Consider the following 25206-nt stretch of genomic DNA (forward strand, 5'->3'; position numbering starts at 1 on the left):
AATAGCTCAATAGACGCTCAAATAGGATGAATCTCCAGCAAGGCCATCCCCTCTGCGCTCTGGGGCGGATGTGGTTGGCTGGTCGGGTGGAAGCGTGCGTGTTCGACCTCGACGGTGTGCTGGTGGACTCCGAGCCGGTCTGGGAGGAGGTACGCCGGGCGTTCGTCGCCGACCACGGCGGCACGTGGCAGCCTGACACTCAGTCCAGGCTCATGGGCATGAGCACCGCCGAGTGGGCGGCGTACCTGCACGAGCTGGGGGTGGGCCTGGCGCCCGCCGACATCGCGCGCGGCGTGGTCGAGCAGATGGCGGCCCGCTACCGCCACGGGGTGCCGCTGATGCCGGGGGCGGTGGAGGCCGTGCAGCGCCTGTCGGAGCAGGTCACGCTGGGGCTGGCCAGCTCGTCCCCGCGCCGGTTGATCGACGTGGTGCTCGACGGGGCCGGGCTGACGCGGTGCTTCGCGGCCACCGTCTCCACCGAGGAGGTGGCGCGCGGCAAGCCCGCGCCCGACGGCTACCTGGAGGCGGCCCGGCGGATGGGAATCAGTCCGCGCGGCTGCGTGGCGGTCGAGGACTCCAGCAACGGGCTGCGCTCGGCGTACGCGGCGGGCATGCGCGTGATCGCCGTACCGCATCCGCGCTACCCGCCCGCGCCCGACGCCCTCGCCCTGGCCTGGCAGGTGCTGCCCGGCCTCGACGCGCTCACCCCGGAGACGCTCTCATGAACCCTTGTGCCAGCGGGGCCGACGACCCGCACCGGGGGTCGCTCTCGGAGAAAGTCGGCCCTGGTGGCTACGATTTGGGAATCGTGCGAGACATCACGGTTTTCAGCGGCAGTGCTCATCCCGACCTGGCTGAGGAGATCTGCGCCCACCTGGGCACCCCACTACACCCCGTCCGGCTCAACCGCTTCGCCAACGACGTGCTCGAAGTACAGCTCCAGGCCAACTGCCGTGAGCGCGACGTCTTCCTCATCCAGCCGCTCGTCCCGCCCGTGCAGGAGCACCTCGTCGAGTTGCTGCTGATGCTCGACGCCGCCCGCGGCGCCTCCGCGGCCCGCACGACCGTGGTGATCCCCCACTATGCCTACGCCCGCAGCGACAAGAAGGACGCCCCGCGCATCTCGATCGGGGCGCGGCTGGTGGCCGACCTGATGGTGGCCGCGGGCGCGAGCCGGGTGCTGGCGATGACGCTGCACTCGCCGCAGGTCCACGGCTTCTTCAGCGTGCCCGTCGACCACCTGCACGCGCTGCGTGAGCTGGCCGCCCACTTCCAGCGCTACGACCTGTCGAACACGGTCGTTGTCTCCCCCGACCTCGGCAACGCCAAGGAGGCCGCGCACTTCGCCCGGCTGCTCGGCACCGACGTCGCGATGGGCGCCAAGCAGCGCTTCAGCGACGACCGGGTGGTGATCAGCTCGGTGATCGGCGACGTGGCGGACAAAGACGTGATCGTCCTCGACGACGAGATCGCCAAGGGCAGCACGGTGATCGAGCTGCTCGATCGGCTTCGTGAGCGCCGGGTCAGGTCCGTACGCGTGGCCTGCACGCACGGCCTGTTCGCCGGCGGGGCGATCGAGCGGCTGAGCGCGCTACCCGAGGTCGAGGAGATCGTCTGCACCAACACCGTGCCGCCGCCCAAGCCCAGCGACAAGCTGACCGTGCTGTCGATCGCGCCCGCCCTGGCCGAGGCCATGCGGCGCATCCACGACGGCGAGTCGGTGAGTGCACTGTTCAGCACCCCCTGACACCCGGCGCCCGGCGCCCACCTCGCGCGACCTTCCATGACCGCCGCGAATCGATCATAGTTGCGTGCATGCACGCAGCGACGGAACGCCTGCTGAAGGACTTTCTCGACAGCGTCGGACCGGCCGTACCCCTGGTCGCGCTCTGGGCCCACGGTTCGCTCGCGACCGGCGACTACCAGCCGGAACGCAGCGACCTGGACCTGATCGCGGTGCTCGACTCCCCCGCGACGATGGACCACTGGCGGCGGATCAAGGCCGTGCACAGGAGGCTGCGGCTACCACCGGCGGAGCTGCTGCACTGCTCCTACATGGCCAGGCAGGAGCTGGACGACCTCGCGGGCGAGCACATCACGTGGGCGCACGGGCGCATCTTCCGCCGTCCGGTCACCGCGGTCACGCGTCGCGAGCTGCACGAGGGGGCCCGGGTGCTGTACGGGCCTCCGCCGGCCGAGCTGCTGCCGCCCGTGTCGGACGAGGAGCTGGCCCGGTTCATCCGTACGGACCTGCGTGACTACTGGCTGGTCAAGGCCCAGGCGCGGCGGCGCTGGTTACAGGACATCTGGGTGGACCTGGGCATGATGACGGTCGCCAGGGCCACGGTGACCCTGCGGGAGGGACGGCTGATCAGCAAGCTGGAGTCGCTGGACGTCCTGGCCGAGCTGGGCGCCCCGGAGACGGTCGTGGCCGACATCCGCGCCCGCCGCTACGGCACCCCGCCCCCGGTGCTGAGCCGGTTCAGGAGGGGGCGCCTGGCGCGTGCCTTCGTGAGGTCCGCCATCAGACGCGCCCTCGCCTGAGCCCCGTCAATGCGCGGGGGCCGCCTACCATCCCCCGTCTCACCAGCCAGGATGGCAATGCGCGGCTGGATTGTTAGGTGCATAGTGTTAGCGCCAACCTAAACCCGGGAGAGGGCAGCAAATGGGGGAAAGCAGGCAGTCCTATCTGGTGGCCGCGGCCTCGGCGGTGTCGCTCCTGAACGACCCGGCCGTGGCGGCGTCGTGGGACAAGCCGAGCGCGCTGATGGAGTTCAGCGTCGCGGGACTGGCCGGACACCTGGCTCACCAGCTCGTTAGAGCCGCCGACGTGCTCCCGCCCGCCGCGCCCGACGGGCCCGCCCAGGAGCCGATCGCGCTCATCGAGCACTTCTCGCGCTCGCCGTGGGTGCAGGCCGGGCTCGACCACGAGAGCAACCTGAGCATCCGGCGCGGTGGTGAGACGGCCGCGGCGGCCGGGCCCGCGGTGCTGGTCGAGCGGGCCCAGGCGCTGCTGGAGATGCTGAGCGCCGCGCTGCCCGCCGAGCCCGCGGACCGGGTCGTGTTCCTGCCGTGGTCGGGCTGGTCGCTGCGGCTGGACGACTTCCTGCTGACCAGGCTCGTGGAGCTGGTCGTACACTCCGACGACCTGGCGGCCAGCGTCGGCGTGGAGACCCCGGCCCTGCCCGACTCGGTCATCGTACCGGTGGTCGAACTGCTGGCCCGGCTCGCCGTACACCGCCACGGCCCGACGGCCGTCATCCGCACACTGAGCCGCGCCGAACGCGCCCCGGCCACCATCAGCGCCTTCTGACCTCCGCCCCCGAGGCGCCCAGATCACGGAAAGGCGACGCGCGAGTCAGTGCGGCGCCCCCCGCAGGAGGGGCGCACTCGGTCGGGCCGGGACGTCCGTGAGGCCGCCCTGGCTCACTGCTGGGGCTGGGAGACGATCAGGCGTAGGGCGGCGACGACCTCGCTGCCCGACAGCGCGCTGTCGGGGTCGAGCAGCCACTGCGACAGGAAACCGGTCAGCATGGCCTGGTAGACCGTGCCCGTGAGCCGCTCGCGCTCCGGGTCGGCGCCCTGCTCGACCCCCTCGAACAGCTCCGCCAGCCCCGCCCGCGCCTCCTTGATGGCGCGTACGAGCTGCTCGCGCACCTCCGGCACGTGGTCGATCTGCCCGAGCAGCTCGAACTGCGTCACCCACAGCGGACGCAGCCGCGCGAACGACTCGACCACCCGGTCCCACGCCGCCTCGAACCGCTCCAGCGGCGCCGCGCCCGCCCTGACGTCGGCGGCCAGGGTCGCCGCCAGCTCGTCGCCCCACTCCTGCATCGCCTCGAAGAGCGCCTCGTTCATCAGCGCCTCCTTCGAGCCGAAGTGGTAGCCGATGCCCGCCAGGCTCACCCCGGAGGCGGTGGCGATGTCGCGGGCCGTCGTGCGCGAGTAACCCTTCTCGATCAGGCACCGCTTCGCCCCGGCCAGCAGATCTTCCCTGTTTCCCATGCCCAGAGGCTAGCACATTCGTCCTAGACAAGCGTCTGAGACAGTTGTACCGTCAGGGTCATGAAGAACATCCTCATCTCCGGCGCGAGCATCGCCGGCACGGCGACGGCGTACTGGCTGCGGCGGCACGGCTTCAAGGTGACCGTCGTCGAGCGGGCCCCCGCGATCCGCGAGGGCGGCTACAAGGTGGACATCCGGGGCGCGGCCCTCCGGGTCGTCGAGCGCATGGGGCTGCTGGACGCCGTACGGGCCAGGAGCACCGGCATGCGCGTGGCCACCTACTACGACGGCAGCGGCCGACCCGTGGCCGCCATGGACGCCGACCTGTTCGGCGGGCGCACGGACGACGACGTCGAGATCATGCGCGGCGACCTCAACGCCCTGCTGTACGACCTGACCCGCGACGACGTCGAGTACGTCTTCGGCGACTCCATCACCGGCATCGCCGACGACGGCACGGTGACGTTCGAGCACTTGGGGCCGCGCCGGTTCGACCTGGTCGTCGGGGCCGACGGCGCGCACTCCAACACCCGGCGGATCGCGTTCGGCGAGGAGTCGCGGTTCGCCCGCTACCTGGGCTGCTACATCTCGATCTGCACCGTGCCCAACACGCTGGGCCTCGACCGCGCGGAGGCCGTGCACCCGGCCGTCGGCCGCACCGCGAACGTCTACAGCACGCGCCAGGACACCGCCGCCAAGGCCCTGTTCATGTGGTCGTCACCGCCGCTGGGCCACGACCACCGGGACGTGGCCCAGCAGAAGGAACTCCTGGCACGGGCCATGGACGGGGCCGGCTGGCAGGTCCCCGCGCTGCTGGAGGCGGTGCGCGGGGCCGGGGACCTCTACTTCGACTCGGTCACCCAGATCCACATGGACCGCTGGTCGACCGGCCGCGTCGTGCTGGTGGGCGACGCGGGCTACTGCGCCTCGCCGGCCTCGGGACAGGGCACGAGCCTGGCGCTGGTGGGCGCGTACGTGCTGGCGGGCGAACTGGCCACGGGCGGCGGCACGGAGGAGTACGAGCGCGTCCTGCGCCCGTTCGTGACGGCCAACCAGGCGCTGGGGCCCGCCAACCTCAAGGGCATGGTGATCGGGTCACGGGTGGCGCTGTGGTTCCAGCTCACGATGTTGCGGCTGATGCCACGCCTACCCGGCCGCGAGCGCATGGTGGAGCGGATCGCCGGCCCGATCGCCCGCGCGGCGAACGCCGTCTCGCTCAGGGACTACCCGGCCGCGGAGGACGTCGCCGCCTGCCGCGAGTGATCGGTGACCTCGGGGTAGTCCTTGACGGGCGTGCGCCTCCCCAGCAGGTGGCGGTCGAGGAAGCTCGCCAGGTGGGCGCGGGTGATCTCCAGTGCCCGGGTGCCGTCGAGCTCCTGCGAGGGGATGCCCAGCGGCTTCCTGAGCACCGCGTAGTCGACGAACGCCGAGTGGTCGGCCCCTGTCACCGTGAGCCACCGCTTCTGGCCCGTCAGGCTGGGCCACGCCTTGCTCCACGACTGGTCCGCGCCCTCCGGCGTGTGCAGCGGGGCAGCCCCGCCGCCGCCCGCATCCTGGCCGAACCGCAGCCGAAGCCGGCCAAGGTGATCATGCTGACCACGTTCGACCTCGACGAGTACGTGCACCGGGCCCTGCGCCTGGGCGCGGTCGGCTTCCTGCTGAAGGACACCCGCCACGCGAGCTGACCGCAGCGGTCCGTACGGTCGCGGGCGGCCAGGCCATGCTCTCCCCCTCGGTCACCAAACGGCTGATCGCCTCCTACGCCGAGCGCGTCCCCTCCCGCGCCGAGGCCGCCCGCAGGCAGCTCGCCGGGCTCACCGGCCGGGAGGAGGACGTGATCAGGGCACTGGCCCGCGGCCTGTCCAACGCCGAGATCGGCCGCGAGCTGCGCCTGACAGAGGCCACGGTGAAGGCCCACGTCAGCCGCGTGCTGGCCAAGCTGGGCCTGGCCAACCGGGTCCAGGCCGCCATCCTGGTCCACGACGCCGAACTCGGCTAGGTCAGGAGGTCAGCCCGGCGTAGTGGCAGGCCGCCTGCGCCTCGGGCACGGCCGGCAGGATGTCCAGCGGCTCCGTACGGCACCGCCCGTCCACCTCGGCGTCGGCCGCCAGCCCCGAGGCGAGCACCTGGCACCGGGCGTGGAAGCGGCACCCGCCGGGAATCCTGGTCGGGTCCGGCGGCTCGCCGGTCAGCACCACCCGCTCGGGCGACTCGGGCAGCACCGACATCAGCGCCTGCGTGTACGGGTGCCGCGGCGCGGTGAGCACCTGCTCCACGGGCCCCGACTCCACGATCCTGCCCAGGTACATCACGGCCACCCGGTCGGCGATGTTCCAGGCCAGGCCGAGGTCGTGGGTGACGACCAGCGCAGACAGCCCCAGCTCGTCGCGGAGCCTGAGCAGCAGGGCCAGGATCTCGCCGCGTACGGAGGCGTCCAGCGAGGCCACCGGCTCGTCGGCGATCAGCACCTTCGGGTCCAGCGCGAGCGCGCCCGCGATCACCACCCGCTGCCGCTGCCCGCCCGACAGCTCGTGCGGGTAGCGCAGAAAGAACCGGTCGGGCGGTCGCAGCCCCGCCCTGGCCAGGGCCGTGGCCACGACCTCGCGCTCGTCGGGCAGCCCGTGGATGCGCGGGCCCTCGGCGACGGCCTCGTACACGGTGTGCCGGGGGTTGAGCGAGCCGGTCGGGTCCTGGAGGACGAGCTGCACTTGCCGCCGGTACGCCTTGAGCGCCTTGGAGGTGTAGCTCAGGGCGGCGCCGCCGTAGCGGACCTCGCCGGAGGTGGGCCGTTCGAGGCCGAGCAGGGTGCGGGCGAGCGTGGTCTTGCCGCAGCCCGACTCGCCGACGAGGGCCACGATCTCGCCCTCGCCTATGGCCAGGTTGACGCCGTCGACCGCGCGGGCGCGGCGGCCCCGCGAGGAGAACTCCACGTGCAGGTCGCGGGCCTCCAGCAGGGCCGGGCGGGTGGTCGAGACCGCCTCCTCGGCGGTGCGCGTCTCGGTCATGAGACCTCCTCCTCGGCCCTGACATGCACGCAGGCGGCCGTACGGTCCTGCCCGGCCGGCCACAGCTCCACGTCCAGGCTCGCGCATCCGTCCAGCGCGACCGGGCAGCGGGGGTGGAACGCGCAGCCGCCGGGAAGCTGCATCGGGTCGGGCGGGTCGCCGCCCAGCCCCTTGGGCGCCATGCGCGAGGCCGGGTCGCCGACCGTGGGGAAGGCGGCCGCCAGCGCCCGGCTGTAGGGGTGGCGGGCGTCGTGGAACACCTCGCCTGACGGGCCGTGCTCGACGACGCGGCCTGCGTACATGACGGCGAGCCGGTCGCAGACGTCGGCCAGCACCGACAGGTCGTGCGAGATCATGATCAGGGAGATGCCGTGCTCGGCGACCAGGTCCTTGATCAGGGTCAGCACCTGGGCCTGCACCATCACGTCGAGCGCGGTGGTCGGCTCGTCGGCGATGATCAGCCGGGGCGAGCAGGCCAGCGCCATCGCGATCATCACGCGCTGCCGCTGCCCGCCGGACAGCTCGTGCGGGTAACTGCGGGCCCGCCAGGCGGGCAGGCCGACCTGTTCGAGCAGTTCGGCCACGCGCCTGCGGGCCCCCTCAGGCTTGGCCAGGCCGTGGACGAGCAGCGGCTCGGCGATCTGGTCGCCGATCCTGCGTACGGGGTTGAGGCCGTGCTGGGCCCCCTGGAAGACGATGGACGCCTCGGCCCACCGTACGGCGCGTATGCGGCCCCACTTCATGGTGAGCACGTCGTCGCCGTCGAGCAGGATCCGGCCGCCGACGCGCGCGTCCCGGGGCAGGAGCCGGAGCAGCGCCATGGCCAGCGTCGACTTGCCGGATCCCGACTCGCCGGCGACTCCGAGTGCCGCTCCGGAGTCCAGCGTCAGCGACACCCCGCGTACGGCGGGCACCTCGCCCGAGGCGATGCGGTACGTCACCGACACGTCGTCAAGTTCGAGCAGGCTCACGCGGCCCTCCTCAGCCGGGGGTTGAGCACGGCCTCCAGAGCCCTTCCCACCAGGGTGAACGCCATGACGACGACGAGAATGGCCAGGCCGGGGATGAGGATGTACCACCAGGCGCCCTGGGTGGCGGCGCCGAAGTCGTAGGAGGCCCGCAACATGGTGCCCCACGACGTCTTGTTGGAACTGGCGCCGAGGAAGGCCAGGGTCGACTCGGTGACGATCGCGCTGGCCACCTCCAGCGTGGTGCTGGCCAGCAGCAGCGGCGCCACGTTCGGCAGCACGTGCCTGGTGGTGATGTGCCAGTGGCCGCCGCCGAGCGCCCTGGAGCGCTCGATGTACGGCCGGGCCTCCACGGCCAGCGTCTGCGCCCTGATCAGCCGGGCGGTGGACGGCCAGGTGGTGATGCCGATGGCCACGATGATGGTGAACGTGCTGCCGCCCAGGATGGCCGCCAGCACCAGCGCCGTCACCAGCGACGGCAGCACCAGGAACCAGTCGGTCACGCGCATCAGCGCGCCGCCCACCCAGCCGCGGAAGTGCCCGGCGGTGATCCCGACGAGCAGCCCGATCACGATGCTGAGCAGCGCCGCGAGGAAGCCGATGAGCAGCGACGTCCGCGAGCCCCACCAGACCATCAGCAGGATCGACCGGCCGGACTCGTCGGTGCCGAACGGCTCGGAAAGGCTGGGCGCGGCCCAGCGCTCCCCCGTGCCCTCCACGACGCTGGTCACACTGTCGTCGATGAACAGCGGCGCGACCAGCGCGAGCACGACCGCGACGACGAGCACGACCAGCCCGGCGACGCCGGCCCGATGGCCGCGGAACTCGGTCCAGAACCGGCCCACGGCCTGCCGCCTGCGGGCCGTGGCGACCCCCGTCATGCGGACCTCACTCTCGGGTCGAGCAGGTGGTAGACCACGTCGGCCAGCGTGTTCATGACGATCACGGCCACGGTGATCAGCAGGAACGTGCCCTGCATGAGGGTGAAGTCGGGCACCCTGACCGCCTCGTAGAAGAGCTGGCCGAGGCCCGGCCAGGTGAAGATCGTCTCCACGGTGACCGCCCCGCCGACGACGAAGCCGATGCGCATGAACACCAGCGTCACCGTCGGCAGCAGCGCGTTGGGCACCGCGTGGCGGCGGCGTACGTCGTCGTCGCGCAGCCCCTTGGCCCTGGCCACGGTGACGTAGTCCTGGCTGACCTCCTCCAGCAGCGACGACCGCATGACCAGCAGGTACTGCGCGTACACCACGGCCACCAGGGTCAGGCAGGGCAGCACCATGTGGGAGGCCACGTCCAGCACGTACGCGAACCCGTCGGGCGCGTCCACGCTCTCGATGCCACGGAACGGGAACAGGCCGGGGATCGGCCCGATGCCCACGCCGAACACCATCATCAGCAGCAGCCCGAGCCAGAACGTCGGCACCGACCACAGCAGCAGCGACGCGCCGGTGGAGACGCGGTCGAAGCGGCTGCCGTGCCGCCAGCCCGCCCGGGTGCCCTGCCAGATGCCCAGGCTGACCGCGATGGCCAGCCCGGTCCCGGCGAGCAGCAGGGTCGGGCCGAGGCGTTCGCCGATCAGGTCGAGCACGGGGCGCTTGTACTCGTACGAGGTGCCCAGGTCGAGCCGGAGCGTGTCGCCCACGAAGTCGACGAACTGGTCGATCAGCGGCTTGTCCAGGCCGAGCCGCCGCCGTTCCAGGTCGAGCTGGGCCGGGGTCATGTTGCGGCCCTGGGCCAGGTTGCGCACGGGGTCGCCGGGCAACAGCCGGAACACGAAGAACGTGCCGACGATCACCATGGCGATGCTGAACAGCGCCCCACCGGCCTTCGACAACGCGTATCGCAGCGTGCCGCGGTGGGCGGGGCGCTCGTCACCAGGGCCCGCCGCCTGGACGGCGGGCTCTGCTGCTTTCAGCGGAGTGGTCATCCGCGTGCTTCTCGCGCTGTCGTCATTCGCGCTCGTCGGCGGTGCTCTTGCGCCGCCTGCTCAGGAGGAACACCGCGAGCCCGATGACCACCACGCCGCCGACGATCCCGACGATGAGGCCGGTGTTGGAGCCGCCCTCGGCGCTGCCGCCGCCGGAGGAGGCCGCCACGGCCTTGGCGTCCACGGTGTAGAACGGCCAGTAGCCGCTGCCGCCGTACAGGAGGCCCTTGTCCTCGGGGATCGGGGTGATGCTGGTGATCCGGTCCTTGCGGTAGCCCTCGAGGTCGTTGGTGTAGTAGATCGCGATGACGGGAGCGTCGGTGTAGAGCCGCTCCTGCATCTTCTTGAGGATCTCGATGCGCTTGGGCCGGTCGAGCTCCTTCTGCTGGTCCTTGTAGAGCTGCTCGAAGGTGTCGTCGCAGTAGAAGGACTCGGTGCCGCCGCCCTCGCCGGTCGGCGCGGGCCTGCGGCTGCACAGGTGCGTGGCCAGCACCTCTTCCGGGTCGGGGTTGACCGACCAGCCGCTGATCGCGATGTCGAACAGGCCGGTGACGCCGGTCTCCTCGGTGAACTTGCTGGAGTCGAGCTTCTTGGTGGTCAGCGTGATGCCGATCTCCTTGAAGAAGCCCGTCAGGTACTCGGCGAGCTTGTCCTCGATCGGGGTGTCGGTGTGGATGCTGAAGCGGAACTCCAGCTTGCGGTCACCGTCGGGCATCGTACGGACGCCGTCGGAGCCCTTCTTGTAACCGGCGTCGTCGAGGATCTGGTTGGCCTTGGCCGGGTCGAAGGCGACCTTGGCGTCGCCGGTGGCCTCCCAGAAGAAGTCCTTGTACAGCGGCGGCACGATCGAGCCGTCGGCGGGCTTGGCCAGGCCCTCCTGCACCTCGTCGACCAGCTTCTGCTTGTCGATGGCGTAGTGGAGCGCCTGGCGCACCTTCGGGTCCTTCAGCGCCGGGTGCCCGTCGCCGACGGGCTTGTCGTCGCTGGTGGTGGCGCCGTGGTTGATCTGCAGGTACGCCGCGCGCCGGCCCTGGGTGTTCCACGCCTCGATGTTCGGGTCGTTCTGGATGGCCTGGAACTCCGGCGGGTTCAGCCGGCCGATGAGGTCGATGTCACCGGTCTTCAGCCCGGCGATGGCGGCCTGCGGGTTGTCGTAGAAGATGACCTGCAGCTCGTCGATCTTGGGCTTGCCGCGCCAGTAGTTCGGGTTGGCCTGCAGCTTGACGTACTGGTCCTTCTTGTGCTCGATCGCGATGTACGGGCCGCTGCTGACCGACGGGTACTTCTCGGCGTCGTAGTTGGCCATGTCGGTGACCGACTCCCAGACATGCTTGGGCATGATCGGGACCGGGTTCTCCAGCATGGACGCCTGCGGGGCCTTGAGCTTGATGACCAGGTCCTGGCCGTTGGCCGTGACGCTCTCGAAGTTCTCCACCGCCGGGCCGTTCGCGGTCTTGGCGGCCTCGTCGGTCATCATCTTGTTGAACGTCCAGGCCGCGTCCTCGGCCGTGACCGGCTGCCCGTCCGACCACTTGGCCGTACGGATCTTGAAGGTCCACGTGAGCCCGTCGGGCGACGTGGTCCACGACTCGGCCAGGTCGGGGCTGGGCTGGAGGGTCTTGGAGTCGGGGACCGTGAGGTAGCCGTACATCCAGCGGTGGATCGACGTCGAGACCAGGCGGACGGCGAGGAACGGGTTCATCGAGTCCATCGACTGCGTCGCACCCACGCGTACGATCTTCTTCCCCGCCGCCGGGTCTTGGGCGAGGGCCGCCGTGGCGCCCTGACCGGCCACTAATAGCGCGACGCCCAGCACTGCCAGGCGCGCGAACCATTTCCTCATGAGTGCCTCACCTTCAGGCGGGGGTTTCCTGTGTAGAGAAAGGCACACCATAGAGAGACCGCATGTCAACGAGTGACGGAAAATTGTTTCAGTCTCGTTTCCTTTCGCGGTGTAAATTTTCAGCCCGCTTGACCCCGGCATGGGCCGGCCCGTCGGCCGGGCCGGCCCACGGCCTCTAGTGGCAGCCGCCGCTGCCGCAGCACGAGCCGCCCGCCTGGGGAAGCAGGTCGACCTTGCCCGCCAGCTCGTATCCGGCCTCCACCACCGCGGCGTCGATCAACGCGACGTCGAGCGGTGTCTCGCTCGTCACCGTCACGGCTCCCGCCGCCAGGTCGATCTCGACCCCGCTCACCCCGGCGACCTTACCCACCTCGGCGGTCACCGCGCTGACGCAGTGGCCACAGGTCATGCCCTCGACCTGGTACGTGGCGACAGTCATGGGCCAACTCCTCACTCTCGGCTCTGGACGGCACTATATACCCCCTAGGGGTAAAAGCGCATACATCCCCCCGCACAGGAAAGGGGGAACCAGACAAGCACCACGAGATGAGAACCCGCAGCACAAGGGGGGAATCGACATGCTGGACGGCAAGACCATCGCCTTCCTGGTCGCTCCCGAGGGAGTCGAGCAGGTCGAGCTGACCGAACCGTGGAAGGCGGTCAAGCAGGCGGGCGGCACACCCAGGCTCGTCTCGACCGCCCCCGGCCAGATCCGGGCGTTCGACCACCTGGACAGGGCCGACACCTTCGCCGTGGACGCCACGGTGGACGACGTGGACGTGGCCTCGTTCGACGGTCTCGTCCTGCCCGGGGGCGTGGCGAACCCCGACATCCTGCGTACGGCGCCGCAGGCCGTACGGTTCGCCCGCGCCTTCTTCGACACGGGCAAGCCGGTGGCCGCCATCTGCCACGCGCCGTGGACGCTGATCGAGGCGGACGTCGTACGCGGCCGCACGCTCACGTCGTGGCCCAGCCTGCAGACCGACCTGCGCAACGCCGGGGCCACCTGGGTCGACCGGGAGGTCGTGGTGTGCGACGAAGGCCCGAACACGCTGGTGACCAGCAGGAAGCCGGACGACCTGAAGGCGTTCTGCCAGGCCGCCACCGACGCGTTCGGCGGCGGGTGAGCCTCCGAGGTGGTCTCCTTCCGGCAGGCGGAGGAGGCCACCGACGGAGCTGACGAGATCGAAACCGTTCTGTAACGCCTTGTCACCTGGGGAGAAATGGTCTAGACGTAGACCAAAAGGAGCGTCCTCCGCGCCCCCCAGGGAGACCCTCAATGACCACTGAAGAGGATTCCAGGCGACTCGCCGAGCTCGGCTACAAGCAGGAGCTGGCCCGCACCTGGAGCGGTTTCTCGAACTTCGCCATCTCCTTCTCGATCATCTCCATCCTCGCCGGCTGCTTCACGACGTTCGGACAAGCCTGGAACAACGGCGGTCCCATCGCCATCTCCTGGGGCTGGCCGCTGATCTCCCTGTTCATCCTGATCATCGGGTTCTGCATGTCGGAGCTGGTGTCGGCGTACCCGACGGCGGGCGGCATCTACTGGTGGGCCGCCAAGCTGGGCAAGCCGATCCACGGCTGGTTCACCGGCTGGCTCAACCTGGTCGGCCTCATCGCCGTGACCGCGTCGGTCGACTACGGCTGCGCGACCTTCCTCAACATCACCCTCAACCGGCTGACCGGCGGGGCCTGGGCGGGCACGCTCTCGCAGGCGTTCCTGCTGTTCGTGATCATCCTGGTGCTGCACGCCCTGATCAACATCTACAGCCACCGGCTGATCGCGCTGCTGCAGAACGTCTCGGTCTGGTGGCACGTGGCCGGGGCCGCGATCGTGGTCGCGATCCTGGTCTTCGCCCCGGAGAGCCACCAGTCGGCGAGCTTCGTCTTCACCGGCACGAACAACAACTCGGGCTTCGGCGCCGGCTCCGACGGCCTGCCCTTCTGGCTGTACGTGCTGCCGCTCGGCTTCCTGCTCACCCAGTACACGATCACCGGGTTCGACGCCTGCGCGCACGTCTCGGAGGAGACCCAGGGCGCGGCCAGGAGCGCGGCGCGCGGCCTGTGGCAGTCGATCTTCTACTCGGCCATCGGCGGGTGGATCCTGCTGCTGTCGTTCCTGTTCGCCGCCACCAACGTGGACGAGCTGAACAAACAGGCCGGTTTCGTCGGCGCCATCTTCGAGACCGCGCTGTCCTCGCCGCTGGCCACCGCGATCTTCGCGATCTCCACGATCGGGCAGTTCTTCTGCGGGATGAGCTGCGTGACGTCGATGTCGCGGATGACGTACGCGTTCTCGCGCGACGGGGCGGTGCCCGGCTGGCGGCTGTGGTCGCGGGTGGACCGCAACCGCACCCCGGTCAACGCGATCATCGCGGGCTGCGCCGTGGCCGCGCTGATCACCCTGCCCGCGCTCTACGCACCTCCTGGGCTGACCACGCCGGTCGCGTTCTACGCGGTGGTGTCGATCGCGGTCATCGGCCTCTACCTGGCCTTCCTCATCCCGATCTGGCTCCGGCTGCGCATGGGCGACGCCTTCAAGCCGGGCCCGTGGACGCTCGGCGGGAAGTACAAGGCGCTGTGCTGGATCGCGTGCGTCGAGATCGTGATCGTGTCGATCTACTTCGTCATGCCGTTCTCACCGGCGGGCGTGCCCGGCAACGCGGACTTCACCTGGACGTCGGTCAACTACGCGCCCATCGCCGTGGGGGTGGTGCTGGTCGGGATCGCGCTGTGGTGGGCGCTGTCGGCCCGCCACTGGTTCACGGGCCCGCGCCGCACGATCGACGGCGCGGTCGACGATGTGCCCGTCGCGTGAGCGTGAAAGGGGGTACGGGCCCCGGCGCGCGGGGCCCGTACCCGGGACCTAGCGCGGGGCCGTCGCGGCCGGAGCGGACCAGTTGAGCCCGTCCGCCGGCCACGCCGGCTGCCGCTTGAGCGTGTTCTCCGGCAGGAGGGTGCCCACGGCGCAGCGGGTGCCGTGCGGCGGCACCTTCAACGAGATCAGGTACTCGTCGATGATGTCCGTCTGGCACTTGTCCTTGCCGTAGATGCGGTGCCCCCAGCCCTCGTACGTGAGCAGCACCGCCTTGGGGCCGAGCTGCCGGGCGGCGTTGGCCGACCAGATCCACGGGGTGGCGGGGTCGTGCAGCGAGTTGCCCAGCAGGATCGGGGCACTGCCCGTGTACCGCAGCTTGTGCGGCCGGTTCGTGCTCGGGTAGTTCATGCAGATCGGCAGGTCATCGGTCGGGTACGGGTGGTAGCGCGTGTCCGGGGCCAGCTTGTTGGACAGGCGCATCAGCTCCGCGTACTCCGCGTAGTTCCGTACCTGGAGGGTGTAGTCCTGGCAGAGGATCGTGGTCGGCAGCCACGCCACGTCGCCCTGCACCGGCCCCCTGCCGGGCAGCGGAGGCACCCACGACGGCGGCGGGCCGCCGTTCAGCCAGTTGATCGTCTCGCTCAGCGTGCGCCAGTCGGGCCCCTCGTTGCCCAGCGCGGCGTTGTAGATGACCTGCAGCTCGGTCATCGTCTGGCCCGTGCTCGGGTACTTCAGCTCGCCGCGCCGCGCCTTCTCCCGCAGGTCCTTCCAGATCGCGCGGATGTCCTGCCCGTGCAGGACGCAGCTCGGTTCCTGGTCGCACCAGCCGACGAACTGGTCGAACGCGTCCTCCACGGCGAGCGCCTCGGTGGCGAAGAAGCCCTTCACGTCCAGGCTGTGGTCCATGTTGCTGTCGAGCGCGAGTGCCCGGATCCGGGCCGGGAACAGCTCGGCGTACATCTGGCCGATCAGGGTGCCGTACGAGATCCCGTAGAAGGTGAGCTTGTCGTCGCCGAGGGCGGCGCGCAGGGCGTCCACGTCACGCGCGACGTCGACCGAGTCGACGTGGTCGTAGACGGGGCCGGTACGCGCCCGGCAGTCGGCGTGCAGCCGCTTGGTGAAGGCGTTCCAGGCGTCGTAGTCGGCCTGGCTCGCCATGACGGTGTGCGGCATCTGGTTGTAGACGGACGCCGAGCAGATCACCGGGTTGCTGCGGCCCACGCCCCGCGGGTCGAAGCCCACGATGTCGAAGCGCCGCTGGAGCTCCTCGGTGTACGAACCAGGAGCGCCGTAGACGGCCTCCACCCCCGAGCCGCCGGGTCCACCGGGGTTGATCACCAGTGACCCGACCCGGGCCGCGGGGTCGGTGGCCTTGCGCCGGGCGACCGCGATCTCGATGGTCGGGCCGTCGGGCTCGGCCCAGTCGACCGGGACGGTCAGCTTGCCGCACTCGGCGGCGGGCTCCTCCGCGCAGGGCGCCCAGGCGATGGCGGCCGACTCGGTTGCCGCGTCGGCCGTCGATACGGGTAACAGCGTCGTCAGCGCCACGGAAGCGGCGGCGAACAAGGAAAGTCCTCTTCGCACAATGCTCCAATCTTCCATCGATTCCCCCCGTCGGGGCGTGCGATCAAAGCGGATCATCGCGCATTTGCTGTTATGGGTGGGGGAGAAATGACAATTTTCCACCTCTGGGAATGACAAAACCAGTGGAAAAGTGCACGAAACCGCCGTTCAAGGCGTTTCCCACGAAGGGCGGTCGGGCGTTTCCGCGCGGATGTTTCGACGCGGCCGACGCCGATCGTTCAGTGCGCCTCGAACGCCTCCGCCACGGCCAGGCGAACCCCGTCGACAGCGGCGGAGCCCGTCTCGCGCCTGAGCGAGGTCATGTCGACGTCGGGCATCCCGCAGGCCACGGCCCAGCCCCAGGGCGTCAGGTCGCCGTCGACGTTGAGCGCGAACCCGTGGCTCGTCACGCCCCGGCTCTGCCGCATGCCGATCGAGATGATCTTCCGCCCGGTCTCGGCCGTCCAGACCCCGGTCAGCAGCTCCGACCCCGGGGGCGTGTCGCGGCGCTCGGCGGGCACTCCCAGCTTGCCCAGCGCCTCCACCAGCCGCAGCTCCACCTCGCGTACGTAGTCGACGATGCCCTCGCCCTCGTCCAGCTTGACGACGAGGTAGCCGACGAGCTGGCCGGGCCCGTGATAGGTGAGCTGGCCGCCGCGGCCGGTCTCGACGACCGGGATGCCGTGCGCGGGGTCGGGCAGGTGGGCGACGGGGGTGCGGCGCCCGACCGTGTAGACGGACGGGTGGCTGAGCAGCCAGAGCGTGTCCGGCCGCGCGTCCTGTTGGCGCTGCCCGACCAGGTCGGTCATGCGCTCCATCGCCTCGTCGTAGTCGACCAGCTCATCCTGGATGAGCGTCAGCGGCCTCGCCCTCATGCTTCGAGGATATGCCCCGGTCTCAGTAGGTGGAGACCTCGATGAGGTTCCTGTCGGGATCGCGGAAGTAGACCGACGTGATCGGGCCCTGCGCGCCCGTACGCGAGACAGGGCCCTCCTCGACCGGGACGCCACACGCCTCCAGGTGCCGCAGGACCTCGTCGATCGGCACGGCGCTGATCAGGCACAGGTCGGCAGAGCCGGGCGTGGGCCGGGCCGCCTTGGGGTCGAACTCCCGCCCCTTCTCGTGCAGGTTGATCTTCTGCGAGCCGAAGCCGAGCGCGCGGCGACCGGCGCCGAACGTCACCGCTTCCATGCCCAGGACGCGGCCGTAGAAGTCGACGGTCTCCTCGACGTCGGCGACGGTGAGCACCAGGTGGTCGAGGTGGTCGATGCGGATCACGCGGCCAGCCTACGCGCGGGTGAACCGTCCGCCGGCGAATGACGTCTTTAGCAGTGTGAAGCCTGTGCATCGGAGCGGCCCGGCCGCCGCCGCGGTCGTGGTGTGTGCCTCGGTCGTCCTGGCCGCGGGCGCGTGTGGCGGGACGCCGCAGGCGCCGAGCCCCGCGTCCTGCCCGCAGCACTGGGGGAGCGACAAGTTCGGCGACTGGGTGCCCGACACCTCCGGCGTCGAGGGCGCCGCCGACTCGCTCGTGCCCGGATCCCCGGTCGGCGCGCTGATCTGCGCCTATCCGGGCGAGAACGCGCAACCGGGCCACTTCCCGCTGGCCGGCTCGCGTACGCTGACCGGCCAGGCCACGGCGATGGCCCATGACCTCGGCTACCTCCCGGTCACCGCCGAGCGCGTCGACAGGGCGTGCACGCTGGTGGGCGGGAAGATGACGAACTACCTCGTCCGGTTCGCCTACCCGGACGGCCAGGCCCTGTGGGTGGGCACCGCCGAGGAGCCCAACTCCTGCGTGACGACCACCAACGGCACGGTCAACACCCCCTCGTACGTCGGGCCCAGCGTCTCCGCCGTCTACCGCACGGGGACCTGGCGGCTCGTCCAGCGGGACGACCCCTGCGGCCCGACACTCGGCAGGCGAGGTCAGAACGAGCAGATGGTGCCCGAGGGTCCGGTCAAGGTTCGCGTCTGCCGTCAGGTCCCGGTGGCGGGCTCGACCCCCCGCCCCGCCGCCGGGGCGGAGCACGGGGAGCAGGAGGCGCGCGACCTGGCCGAGGCGCTGAACTCGCTGGGCGCCGAACCCGGCGGGAACACCTGCCAAGGGCTGTCCGGTGCGCCACGCGAGATGTTCTACCTGCACTTCGGCTACGCGCAGGGGCCACCGGCGTGGGTACGGATCCAGCCCGGCTGCCGCCCCTCGGTGAACAACGGGTTGCTGGTGGGCGATCTGGCGGACGGCGTCCTCGATCGCGTCGTCCGGCTGGCGCCGCCGGGATGAGCGCGGCGCCACCGGAAATGACCGCCTACGCGGCCGTACGGTAGCCCTTCGGCTCTTCCGGGACGAGGATCCACATCACGACGTAGACCACCCAGAGCGGCCCCGGAATGAGCGAGAGCAGCAGCCAGAGGATACGGACGAGGGTAGGCGGCAGGCCCATCTTGTCGGCGAGACCGCCGCAGACGCCGGCCAGAATCCTGTGCTCTCGTGAGCGGTACATCTGTTCCTCCGTGTGGTGTTGCGACCTATCTCGACAACGGACGGAGTGCCCGACGCGCTCCTGTCAGGGACCCTGAGAAAACCCTGTCAGGGTCAGCCACTGATGTGCCATTCCCAAATGTCGGCTGGTCAGTCCCTCTCTGGGGTCCACGTGGATGAGCAGGAAATCTCGCAGCCCCTGACGCACCCTGAGATATTCCTCGTCCTCCGCCCACACCTGGTCGTCGAACCACACGAACGGCCGCCGCCCCGCGTACGCGGCCACGTGCGGCGTCTTGAACATCTCCCCGTGCTCACTGGGCTCGTCGGGGCTCATGTGGATGACCGGCAGCGAGGGCAGGCCGATCCTGGGAGCGATCCAGTCGTTGGCGTGGTGCTCCCAGGTGGTGGCCCAGACCAGCTCGGAGCCGGTGGCGAGGGCCAGCTCGATCAGGCGGTGGCCGTGGCGCGGGTTGAGGTGCACGGTGTAGACCTCGTTGCCGATCGTGCACCGGTATCTCCGGAAGTCCGCGGTAGGCCGTCCCATGGGGTTGAGCACGCCGTCCACGTCGATCAGGAGCAGCGGTTTCACCGAACGGCTCCGGCCTTGATCCCCTGCCGCGGGTGCGCGCCCCGGCCCGCGACCGCCCGGTGTTCCTGCGGGCTGATGCCGCGTACGCGCTTGAAGGCCGCGCTGAGCGCGAACGGGCTGCCGTACCCCACCCGCCTGGCCACCGAGCCGATCGTCGCCTCGGGCTCGCGCAGCAGGTCGGCGGCGAGGGTGAGACGCCAGTCGGTGAGGAAGGCCATCGGCGGTTCGCCGACCAGCTCGGTGAAGCGCCTGGCCAGCGAGGCCCTCGACACACCCACCTCCGTCGCCAGGGCGGCGACCGTCCACGGGCGGGCGGGGTTGTGCTGCATCAGGCGCATGGCCCGGCCGACGATGGGGTCGCTCATCGCGCGGTACCAGCCGGGCGCCTCGTGCGCGGCGAAGTGCGCCCGCAGCACCGCGATGAGCAGCAGGTCGAGCAGCCGGTCGAGGACGGCCTCCTGCCCCGGCTCGTCCTTGACGATCTCCGCGCCGAGCAGCGCGATGAGCGGCCCGCCCGGCCGCACGATCAGCCTGGGCAGCGCGTCGAGCAGCCGCCTGCTGACCTCGCCCTCCAGGCTGTACGTGCCGGTGAGCACCACGGTGGCGCCGTCGGGGTCGTTGCCCCACGACCGCACGCCCAGGTCCATCAACTCGTAGACGGGCTCGCCGTCGAGCGTGGTGCAGCGCTGGCCGGGGTGGACGACGACCTGCGGCGCGGTGGCGGGGTCGTCGGCCACCGTGTACGGCTCCGGCCCCCGCGCGATCGCCACCTGCCCCGGCTCCAGCCGTACGGGCTCGCCGTCGTCGAACATGATCCACGACTGTCCGCGCACCTGTGCCATCACCGACAGCGGGGCCCCGTCCTGGATGCGCAGCGACCAGGGCGGGTCCATGATCGAACGGAGGAGGAAGGCGCCGTGCGCGTGCGGCCCGTCGAGTAGCGCCGCGAGCTGGTCCATGGGTTAGACGATCGCATATGGGATTGCGCTTCTCAACCATGGAGAGTCTTATCGGTATGGGGACTTACTAGATACATGACGATTTTGGTACTCGGCGGGACCGGCAAGACCGGCCGTCGAATCGCTGACCGGCTCACCGCACGCGGCCTGCCCGTACGGATCGGGTCCCGCTCCGGCGTCCCCGCCTTCGACTGGCAGGACCGGACGACCTGGGGTCCGGCCCTCGACGGCGTCTCTGCCGTCTACCTCTCCTACTATCCCGACCTCGCGTTCCCGGGCGCGTACGACGACGTCAAGGCCTTCACGGAGGTCGCCGTGTCGACCGGGGTGCGGCGGCTGGTGCTGCTGTCCGGCCGGGGCGAGCCGGAGGCGCAGGCCAGCGAGCGCACCGTGCAAGGGTCGGGCGCCGAGTGGACGGTGCTGCGCTGCAGTTGGTTCATGCAGAACTTCAGCGAGGACTTCCTCCTCGGCGCGGTGCTCGACGGCGTCATCGCGCTGCCGGCCGCCGACGTGCCCGAGCCGTTCGTGGACGTGGACGACATCGCGGACGCGGCCGTGGCGGCGCTCACCGAGGACGGGCACGCGGGCCGGCTGTACGAGCTGACCGGGCCGCGGCTGCTGACGTTCGCCGAGGTGGCCGACGAACTGTCGAAGGCGACCGGGCGGCAGATCTCCTTCGTCCGCCTCACGCCGGAGGAGTACCTGGCCGCGGCCATGGCCCATGGCGTGCCCGAGGAGGCGGCGCACGGCCTGGCCCACCTGTTCACGGAGATCCTCGACGGCCGCAACGCCTCCGTGGCCGACGGCGTACGCCAGGCGCTCGGCCGCCCGGCGCGCGACTTCACCGCCTTCGCCGCGGCCGCCGCCCAGGCGTGGGTCCTCCCGTCGTAGATCACCGCGCCGCTCCCGGATGCCGGTATCGTGGAACCGGCGTCCGACAGGCCCGTGTGGAAATGGCCGGTCCCAGATTCCGCTAGCCTCACCCTCGTCACTCCCGCGTGCTCGAGAGGTGTAGTCGTGATCGGCTGGCTAGAAGCGGTGGTTCTGGGGTTGCTCCAGGGGCTCACAGAGTTCCTGCCGATCTCCTCCAGCGCCCACATCCGGGTGGTCTCCGCTTTCGCCGGCTGGCAGGATCCGGGGGCGGCGTTCACGGCCGTCATCCAGCTCGGCACGGAGACGGCCGTCCTGATCTACTTCCGCAAGGAGATCTGGGAGATCATCTCCACCTGGACCCGCTCCCTGTTCAACAAGGAGCTGCGCGGCAACTGGGCGGCGCGCATGGGCTGGTACATCATCGCCGGCACGCTGCCCATCGGCGTGCTCGGCCTGGTGCTGAAGGACCAGATCGAGACGGTCTTCCGTGACCTGCGGCTGGTGGGCACGACGCTGATCGTCTTCGCGATCATCCTGTGGTTCGCCGACCACACCGCGCGCAACAAGCTCACGCTGGAAAAGCACCTCAGCTTCCCCCACGCCCTCGTCTACGGCTTCGCCCAGTCGCTAGCCCTGATCCCCGGCGTGTCACGCTCGGGCGGCACCGTGACGGCCGGTCTCCTGCTCGACTACCGGCGCGAGGACGCCGCGAAATACTCCTTCCTGCTCGCCATCCCGGCCGTGCTGGCCTCCGGCCTGTACGAGCTGAAGGACATCGGCGAGGGCGCGGCGCCCGCGTGGGGGCCGACCATCCTGGCCACGGTCATCTCGTTCATCGTCGGCTACGCGGCGGTGTCCTGGTTCCTGAAGTACATCAGCACCCACCGCTTCACCCTCTTCGTGATCTACCGGATCATCCTGGGCTTCTTCGTCATCCTCGCGGTCAGCCTCGACTGGATTCCGGCTCAGGGCTGACGGCGGCCCGCCTCAGGAGGCCCGTCCCTGTGACAGCGTCCTGGGGTAGCGGCTGCACAGGGCGAAGACGACGGCGAAGAGGGCCCAGGCCGTGACGTACGCGATCGGGTGGGCCCACGTGTCACCGATGACGTCGGCCAGCGCCTGACGGCCCTCGAAGTAGACGGCCAGCCCTGCCAGCGCCCCCGGGACCGCGCCCCACCACCGCTGCCACCACAGCTCGTGCGTGATCACCTCGAACACCACGAGCGCGATCGGCCCGAACAGCAGGAACTTCGCCCCGGGCGGGTGCGCCAGCAGCGCTGACAGCACCATGACCGCGACCGCCGACAGGGACGTCAGCAGGACGACGGTGCCGAACGGGGCGGGCTCGTCACGCGGATCGTTTTCGTCGGACACACCGGCCATTCTGACCGACCGTGAGGCGCGACGAGCCAGGAGGGCCGGTGCCGCCCGCCGTCGAGGGTCACCTGACCGGCACGCTCACCTCCGAGGAGGGCGCCACCGCCCGGTAGGTGACCAGCGTGAAGAGCAGCGCCGCCAGGCCGAAGGCGACCGACAGCACGACCACGCCCACACTGCCGTAGACCTCCAGCACCGCCCCACCGGCCAGCCCTGCCACGAACAGGCCGAAGTACTGCGCCGACGACAGCAGGCCCAGCCCGATCGACACGTTGCCCGGCACGACCGTGACGGTCCTGAACTGCTGGGCCGGGGCGGTCATCCAGCCGACCGCGCCCCACAGGAAGCCCCACACCAGGGCGACGGGCAGCGCCAGGTTCGCGACGGGGATGAGCGCCAGGAAGACCGTGGCCGCGGCCAGCCCGATGAGGATCATCCGGCGGGGGCCGTACGCGTCGGTCAGCCGCCCGCCGAGCAGGTTGCCCACGATCCCGCCCAGGCCCCACGCCCACAACAGCGGGGGCAGCGGCAGGTCGAACAGCGACCCGATGTAGCCGTACGCGCTGAACGCCGCCGCGAACGCCAGCAACTGCGTCACCATCACCGCCAACACCCGCCGGTCGCGCAGCGGCTCGAACCGCTCCCGCAGCCGCCCCGACGCCGGGATCCGCACCTCGGGCACCAGGGCCACGACCCCGGCGAGACCGACCAGGCCGAGCGCCACGACCATCCACAACGTGGCCCGCCAGCCCGCCGCCTCGCCCAGCCAGGTCCCGAGCGGCACCCCGATGGCCGACGACACGCTCACCCCGCCCATGACCAGCGCCAGCGCTCGTCCGCGCCGCTCGGGGGTGCTCAGCTCGCTCGCCACGGCCGACGAGGTCGGCGTGAACATCGCCGCCCCCGCCGCCGCGACCACCCGGGTGACCATGACCAGGGTGTACGTCGGGGCCAGCGCGGTCAGCACGTTCCCCGCCACGAACACGCTCATGGCCAGCACCAACAGGGTCCGGCGTGACATGCGCACGGTGAGGGCGGCCAGGACGGGCGACAGGACGGCGTACGACAGCGCGAAGACGGTCATGAGCTGCCCCGCGGCGGGCAGGGACACTCCCAGGTCCGCGGAGATGGGCGGCAGCAGCCCGGCCGTCACGAACATGCCCGTACCGATCGCGAAATTTCCGGCGGCCATCGGATAGAGCCGTGAACTCATGGAGCCTCCATCAGAAAGTTTGAGATCCATCAAACTGACGTATAGTTGGATCGTTGTCAAACAATTAGGCGGAGGTAGGGTTCCACCATGCGTGTGCTACCGCACCCATCCGTCGGCGACCTCCGGCTCACCGAGATCCTGCGGGCGCTGTCCGACCCCGTGCGCCTGGAGATCGTCGTCAGGCTCGCCGCCGCCGGAGAGCTGACCTGCACCGGCGCCGGCCACGACCTCGGCGTGCACAAGTCCACCGCCTCGCACCACTACCGCACGCTGCGCGAGGCCGGCGTGGTGATGACCAAGCAGGAGGGACGGCTCAACTACATGAGCCTGCGCCGCGACGACCTGGAGGCCCGCTTCCCCGGCCTGCTCGCCTCGGTCCTGTCGTCCGCCTCCCGCGCCGACCCCGAGCCCACCGCGCCCGGCGGCGACACCGGCCCGGCCGCCGCCCGCGTCCCCGCCGGGGCCGATGCGGGGCGCTGACGCGGGGCTGCCGATCCGGCACGTCCTGCCCGAGCTGCTGGCCGCGCTCGACCGGCACGGCAGCGCCGTGCTGACCGCCCCGCCCGGCACCGGCAAGACCACCGTGGTGCCGCTCGCCCTGGCCGCCGCGGGCCTGCGGGTGCTGGTGGCCGAGCCACGACGGCTGGCCGTCCGCGCGGCGGCCCGGCGGATGGGCGTCAGCTACACGATCAGGGGCGAACGCCACACGGGCGCGAACCCCATGGTCGAGGTCGTCACGACCGGCGTGCTGCTCCAACGGCTCCAGCGCGACCAGGAGCTGACCGGGGTCGACGCGGTCATGCTCGACGAGTGCCACGAGCGCCACCTCGACGCGGACACGGCACTGGCGTTCCTCCTCGACGTACGCGACACGCTCCGCCCCGACCTGCGCCTGCTGGCCACCTCCGCCACCGCCGACGCCGCCCCGTGGGCCGGGCTCCTGGGCGGCCCCGTCGTCGCGGCCACCGGCGACGCCCATCCCGTGGAGACGATCTGGGCCCCGCCGCCGCGCCCGGTCGCCCCGCCGCACGGCCTGCGCGTCGACCCCGCGCTGCTGTCCCACGTGGCCTCGGTGGTCCGCAGGGCGCTGGCCGAACGTGACGGCGACGTGCTGTGCTTCCTGCCCGGCGTGGCCGAGATCGCCAAGGTGGCCGCGATGCTCGCCGGAGAGGTGGACGAGCTGCTCCAGGTGCACGGCCAGGCCCCGGCCCGGGTCCAGGACGCCGTGCTGTCGCCGGGCTCGGCCCGCCGGGTGGTGCTGGCCACGTCGGTCGCGGAGTCGAGCCTGACCGTTCCCGGTGTCCGGGTGGTGGTGGACTCGGGGCTGGCGCGCGAGCCGCGTACCGATCACGCCCGTGGCCTGGGCTCACTCACCACGGTCAGGGTCTCGAAGGCGTCCGCCACGCAGCGGGCGGGGCGAGCGGGCCGCGAGGCCCCCGGCGCGGTCTACCGGTGCTGGCCGGCCGCCGACCACGACCGGCTCGCCGAGCACGCCCGGCCGGAGATCGCGCTGGCCGACCTGACGGGGTTCGCGCTGCAGGCGGCCTGCTGGGGCGCTCCCGGCGCCGCCGGGCTGGC

28 protein-coding genes and 1 pseudogene are annotated in these 25206 nt (G+C 70.8%); 13 read left to right on the top strand and 16 right to left on the bottom strand.

Features of this window, described 5'->3' with window-relative positions; translation table 11 throughout:
• The first annotated feature begins 98 nt into the window (after positions 1-98).
• The 4 genes from ABD844_RS39330 to ABD844_RS39345 all read left to right on the top strand — a co-directional run bounded on the left by ABD844_RS39330 (position 99) and on the right by ABD844_RS39345 (position 3313).
• The gene (locus tag ABD844_RS39330) at positions 99-725 is read left to right on the top strand and encodes an HAD family hydrolase (RefSeq protein WP_344889991.1); all 627 of its coding nucleotides are present in this window, start codon (positions 99-101) and stop codon (positions 723-725) included.
• 83 nt (positions 726-808) lie between these two features.
• Positions 809-1747 (top strand): ribose-phosphate diphosphokinase, encoded by a 939-nt coding sequence (locus tag ABD844_RS39335; protein ID WP_344889994.1) that lies wholly within the window; start codon positions 809-811, stop codon positions 1745-1747.
• 68 nt (positions 1748-1815) lie between these two features.
• On the top strand, positions 1816-2544 hold the full coding sequence (locus ABD844_RS39340; RefSeq protein ID WP_344889997.1) for a nucleotidyltransferase domain-containing protein: 729 nt from the start codon (positions 1816-1818) through the stop codon (positions 2542-2544).
• 121 nt (positions 2545-2665) lie between these two features.
• A complete protein-coding gene (locus ABD844_RS39345; RefSeq protein WP_344889999.1) occupies positions 2666-3313 on the top strand; it encodes a maleylpyruvate isomerase N-terminal domain-containing protein in 648 nt (215 codons plus the stop codon).
• Positions 3314-3426: 113 nt separating this feature from the next.
• Here ABD844_RS39345 and ABD844_RS39350 read toward each other — a convergent pair whose 3' ends face one another.
• Positions 3427-4005, bottom strand: coding sequence for a TetR/AcrR family transcriptional regulator (locus tag ABD844_RS39350; protein ID WP_344890002.1), 579 nt, complete (start codon positions 4003-4005; stop codon positions 3427-3429).
• 60 nt (positions 4006-4065) lie between these two features.
• Between ABD844_RS39350 and ABD844_RS39355 the strand changes: the two genes are divergently transcribed.
• Entirely contained in the window at positions 4066-5268 is a 1203-nt protein-coding gene (locus tag ABD844_RS39355; protein WP_344890005.1) for an FAD-dependent monooxygenase, read from the top strand.
• On the opposite strand, the gene ABD844_RS39360 is transcribed toward ABD844_RS39355, so the two are convergent.
• The gene (locus tag ABD844_RS39360; RefSeq protein ID WP_344890007.1) at positions 5229-5453 is read right to left on the bottom strand and encodes a hypothetical protein; all 225 of its coding nucleotides are present in this window, start codon (positions 5451-5453) and stop codon (positions 5229-5231) included. The genes ABD844_RS39355 and ABD844_RS39360 overlap by 40 nt on opposite strands.
• A gap of 72 nt (positions 5454-5525) precedes the next feature.
• Here ABD844_RS39360 and ABD844_RS39365 point away from each other — a divergent pair.
• Positions 5526-6004, top strand: a pseudogene (locus ABD844_RS39365) (LuxR C-terminal-related transcriptional regulator).
• 1 nt (position 6005) lies between these two features.
• Here the strand turns inward: ABD844_RS39365 and ABD844_RS39370 are convergent.
• The 6 genes from ABD844_RS39370 to ABD844_RS39395 all read right to left on the bottom strand — a co-directional run bounded on the left by ABD844_RS39370 (position 6006) and on the right by ABD844_RS39395 (position 12190).
• Positions 6006-7010: an ABC transporter ATP-binding protein gene (locus tag ABD844_RS39370; protein WP_344890010.1), complete on the bottom strand. Its 1005-nt coding sequence runs from the start codon at positions 7008-7010 to the stop codon at positions 6006-6008.
• The gene (locus tag ABD844_RS39375) at positions 7007-7981 is read right to left on the bottom strand and encodes an ABC transporter ATP-binding protein (RefSeq protein WP_344890013.1); all 975 of its coding nucleotides are present in this window, start codon (positions 7979-7981) and stop codon (positions 7007-7009) included. The genes ABD844_RS39370 and ABD844_RS39375 overlap by 4 nt, the downstream gene beginning before the upstream one ends.
• Positions 7978-8859, bottom strand: coding sequence for an ABC transporter permease (locus ABD844_RS39380; protein WP_344890016.1), 882 nt, complete (start codon positions 8857-8859; stop codon positions 7978-7980). Before ABD844_RS39380 ends, ABD844_RS39375 begins: the two co-directional genes overlap by 4 nt.
• Positions 8856-9908 (bottom strand): ABC transporter permease, encoded by a 1053-nt coding sequence (locus ABD844_RS39385; RefSeq protein ID WP_344890019.1) that lies wholly within the window; start codon positions 9906-9908, stop codon positions 8856-8858. Before ABD844_RS39385 ends, ABD844_RS39380 begins: the two co-directional genes overlap by 4 nt.
• Positions 9909-9930: 22 nt before the next feature.
• The gene (locus ABD844_RS39390; protein ID WP_344890021.1) at positions 9931-11751 is read right to left on the bottom strand and encodes an ABC transporter substrate-binding protein; all 1821 of its coding nucleotides are present in this window, start codon (positions 11749-11751) and stop codon (positions 9931-9933) included.
• A 175-nt stretch (positions 11752-11926) separates the two neighbouring features.
• Positions 11927-12190: a heavy-metal-associated domain-containing protein gene (locus ABD844_RS39395; RefSeq protein ID WP_344890023.1), complete on the bottom strand. Its 264-nt coding sequence runs from the start codon at positions 12188-12190 to the stop codon at positions 11927-11929.
• Between the two features lie 139 nt (positions 12191-12329).
• Here ABD844_RS39395 and ABD844_RS39400 point away from each other — a divergent pair, with 139 nt between their 5' ends.
• Both ABD844_RS39400 and ABD844_RS39405 read left to right on the top strand, forming a co-directional pair.
• Positions 12330-12878 carry a type 1 glutamine amidotransferase domain-containing protein gene (locus ABD844_RS39400; protein ID WP_344890025.1) on the top strand — a complete coding sequence of 183 codons (549 nt, stop codon included), beginning with the start codon at positions 12330-12332 and terminating at the stop codon, positions 12876-12878.
• A 152-nt stretch (positions 12879-13030) separates the two neighbouring features.
• Positions 13031-14572, top strand: a complete 1542-nt coding sequence (locus ABD844_RS39405; protein WP_344890028.1) for an amino acid permease — start codon at positions 13031-13033, stop codon at positions 14570-14572.
• 48 nt (positions 14573-14620) lie between these two features.
• Here ABD844_RS39405 and ABD844_RS39410 read toward each other — a convergent pair whose 3' ends face one another.
• The 3 genes from ABD844_RS39410 to ABD844_RS39420 all read right to left on the bottom strand — a co-directional run bounded on the left by ABD844_RS39410 (position 14621) and on the right by ABD844_RS39420 (position 17413).
• Complete coding sequence (locus tag ABD844_RS39410) at positions 14621-16138, bottom strand: alpha/beta fold hydrolase (RefSeq protein WP_344890029.1); 1518 nt, start codon at positions 16136-16138, stop codon at positions 14621-14623.
• Positions 16139-16374: 236 nt separating this feature from the next.
• The gene (gene lipB, locus ABD844_RS39415) at positions 16375-17010 is read right to left on the bottom strand and encodes a lipoyl(octanoyl) transferase LipB (protein WP_344890030.1); all 636 of its coding nucleotides are present in this window, start codon (positions 17008-17010) and stop codon (positions 16375-16377) included.
• 22 nt (positions 17011-17032) lie between these two features.
• Positions 17033-17413: a VOC family protein gene (locus ABD844_RS39420; RefSeq protein ID WP_344890033.1), complete on the bottom strand. Its 381-nt coding sequence runs from the start codon at positions 17411-17413 to the stop codon at positions 17033-17035.
• A gap of 64 nt (positions 17414-17477) precedes the next feature.
• On the opposite strand from ABD844_RS39420, the gene ABD844_RS39425 reads away from it, so the two are divergent.
• Positions 17478-18416: a hypothetical protein gene (locus tag ABD844_RS39425; protein ID WP_344890036.1), complete on the top strand. Its 939-nt coding sequence runs from the start codon at positions 17478-17480 to the stop codon at positions 18414-18416.
• Positions 18417-18441: 25 nt separating this feature from the next.
• Here the strand turns inward: ABD844_RS39425 and ABD844_RS39430 are convergent, their stop codons facing one another.
• From ABD844_RS39430 to ABD844_RS39440, 3 genes are all read right to left on the bottom strand, one after another.
• A complete protein-coding gene (locus ABD844_RS39430; RefSeq protein WP_344890037.1) occupies positions 18442-18636 on the bottom strand; it encodes a PspC domain-containing protein in 195 nt (64 codons plus the stop codon).
• Between the two features lie 63 nt (positions 18637-18699).
• Positions 18700-19206, bottom strand: coding sequence for an HAD domain-containing protein (locus ABD844_RS39435; protein WP_344890040.1), 507 nt, complete (start codon positions 19204-19206; stop codon positions 18700-18702).
• The gene (locus tag ABD844_RS39440) at positions 19203-20165 is read right to left on the bottom strand and encodes an AraC family transcriptional regulator (RefSeq protein ID WP_344890043.1); all 963 of its coding nucleotides are present in this window, start codon (positions 20163-20165) and stop codon (positions 19203-19205) included. The genes ABD844_RS39435 and ABD844_RS39440 overlap by 4 nt, the downstream gene beginning before the upstream one ends.
• Before the next feature lie 75 nt (positions 20166-20240).
• Here ABD844_RS39440 and ABD844_RS39445 point away from each other — a divergent pair, with 75 nt between their 5' ends.
• Positions 20241-21056 (top strand): NmrA family NAD(P)-binding protein, encoded by an 816-nt coding sequence (locus tag ABD844_RS39445; protein ID WP_344890046.1) that lies wholly within the window; start codon positions 20241-20243, stop codon positions 21054-21056.
• Between the two features lie 126 nt (positions 21057-21182).
• Positions 21183-22013, top strand: coding sequence for an undecaprenyl-diphosphate phosphatase (locus ABD844_RS39450; protein ID WP_344890049.1), 831 nt, complete (start codon positions 21183-21185; stop codon positions 22011-22013).
• A 12-nt stretch (positions 22014-22025) separates the two neighbouring features.
• On the opposite strand, the gene ABD844_RS39455 is transcribed toward ABD844_RS39450, so the two are convergent.
• Both ABD844_RS39455 and ABD844_RS39460 read right to left on the bottom strand, forming a co-directional pair.
• On the bottom strand, positions 22026-22412 hold the full coding sequence (locus ABD844_RS39455) for a hypothetical protein (protein ID WP_344890051.1): 387 nt from the start codon (positions 22410-22412) through the stop codon (positions 22026-22028).
• Positions 22413-22479: 67 nt separating this feature from the next.
• Positions 22480-23628 (bottom strand): MFS transporter, encoded by a 1149-nt coding sequence (locus ABD844_RS39460; RefSeq protein WP_344890053.1) that lies wholly within the window; start codon positions 23626-23628, stop codon positions 22480-22482.
• An 87-nt stretch (positions 23629-23715) separates the two neighbouring features.
• Between ABD844_RS39460 and ABD844_RS39465 the strand changes: the two genes are divergently transcribed.
• Positions 23716-24108, top strand: a complete 393-nt coding sequence (locus ABD844_RS39465) for an ArsR/SmtB family transcription factor (RefSeq protein ID WP_344890056.1) — start codon at positions 23716-23718, stop codon at positions 24106-24108.
• On the top strand, positions 24095-25206 hold a 1112-nt coding region (locus ABD844_RS39470; RefSeq protein WP_344890059.1), incomplete at its 3' end, for a helicase-related protein. The genes ABD844_RS39465 and ABD844_RS39470, both read left to right, overlap by 14 nt.

Source organism: Nonomuraea antimicrobica (genome assembly GCF_039536965.1).
GTDB lineage: Bacteria > Actinomycetota > Actinomycetes > Streptosporangiales > Streptosporangiaceae > Nonomuraea > Nonomuraea antimicrobica.

Excerpts from the sequence above, each read along its gene's own strand:
- ABD844_RS39340 (WP_344889997.1), top strand. The coding sequence starts at position 1,816 with ATGCACGCAGCGACGGAACGCCTGCTGAAGGACTTTCTCGACAGCGTC.
- ABD844_RS39345 (WP_344889999.1), top strand. The coding sequence starts at position 2,666 with ATGGGGGAAAGCAGGCAGTCCTATCTGGTGGCCGCGGCCTCGGCGGTG.
- ABD844_RS39350 (WP_344890002.1), bottom strand. The coding sequence starts at position 4,005 with ATGGGAAACAGGGAAGATCTGCTGGCCGGGGCGAAGCGGTGCCTGATC.
- ABD844_RS39355 (WP_344890005.1), top strand. The coding sequence starts at position 4,066 with ATGAAGAACATCCTCATCTCCGGCGCGAGCATCGCCGGCACGGCGACG.
- ABD844_RS39370 (WP_344890010.1), bottom strand. The coding sequence starts at position 7,010 with ATGACCGAGACGCGCACCGCCGAGGAGGCGGTCTCGACCACCCGCCCG.
- ABD844_RS39380 (WP_344890016.1), bottom strand. The coding sequence starts at position 8,859 with ATGACGGGGGTCGCCACGGCCCGCAGGCGGCAGGCCGTGGGCCGGTTC.
- ABD844_RS39385 (WP_344890019.1), bottom strand. The coding sequence starts at position 9,908 with ATGACCACTCCGCTGAAAGCAGCAGAGCCCGCCGTCCAGGCGGCGGGC.
- ABD844_RS39390 (WP_344890021.1), bottom strand. The coding sequence starts at position 11,751 with ATGAGGAAATGGTTCGCGCGCCTGGCAGTGCTGGGCGTCGCGCTATTA.
- ABD844_RS39395 (WP_344890023.1), bottom strand. The coding sequence starts at position 12,190 with ATGACTGTCGCCACGTACCAGGTCGAGGGCATGACCTGTGGCCACTGC.
- ABD844_RS39400 (WP_344890025.1), top strand. The coding sequence starts at position 12,330 with ATGCTGGACGGCAAGACCATCGCCTTCCTGGTCGCTCCCGAGGGAGTC.
- ABD844_RS39405 (WP_344890028.1), top strand. The coding sequence starts at position 13,031 with ATGACCACTGAAGAGGATTCCAGGCGACTCGCCGAGCTCGGCTACAAG.
- lipB (WP_344890030.1), bottom strand. The coding sequence starts at position 17,010 with ATGAGGGCGAGGCCGCTGACGCTCATCCAGGATGAGCTGGTCGACTAC.
- ABD844_RS39430 (WP_344890037.1), bottom strand. The coding sequence starts at position 18,636 with ATGTACCGCTCACGAGAGCACAGGATTCTGGCCGGCGTCTGCGGCGGT.
- ABD844_RS39440 (WP_344890043.1), bottom strand. The coding sequence starts at position 20,165 with ATGGACCAGCTCGCGGCGCTACTCGACGGGCCGCACGCGCACGGCGCC.
- ABD844_RS39445 (WP_344890046.1), top strand. The coding sequence starts at position 20,241 with ATGACGATTTTGGTACTCGGCGGGACCGGCAAGACCGGCCGTCGAATC.
- ABD844_RS39460 (WP_344890053.1), bottom strand. The coding sequence starts at position 23,628 with ATGAGTTCACGGCTCTATCCGATGGCCGCCGGAAATTTCGCGATCGGT.
- ABD844_RS39465 (WP_344890056.1), top strand. The coding sequence starts at position 23,716 with ATGCGTGTGCTACCGCACCCATCCGTCGGCGACCTCCGGCTCACCGAG.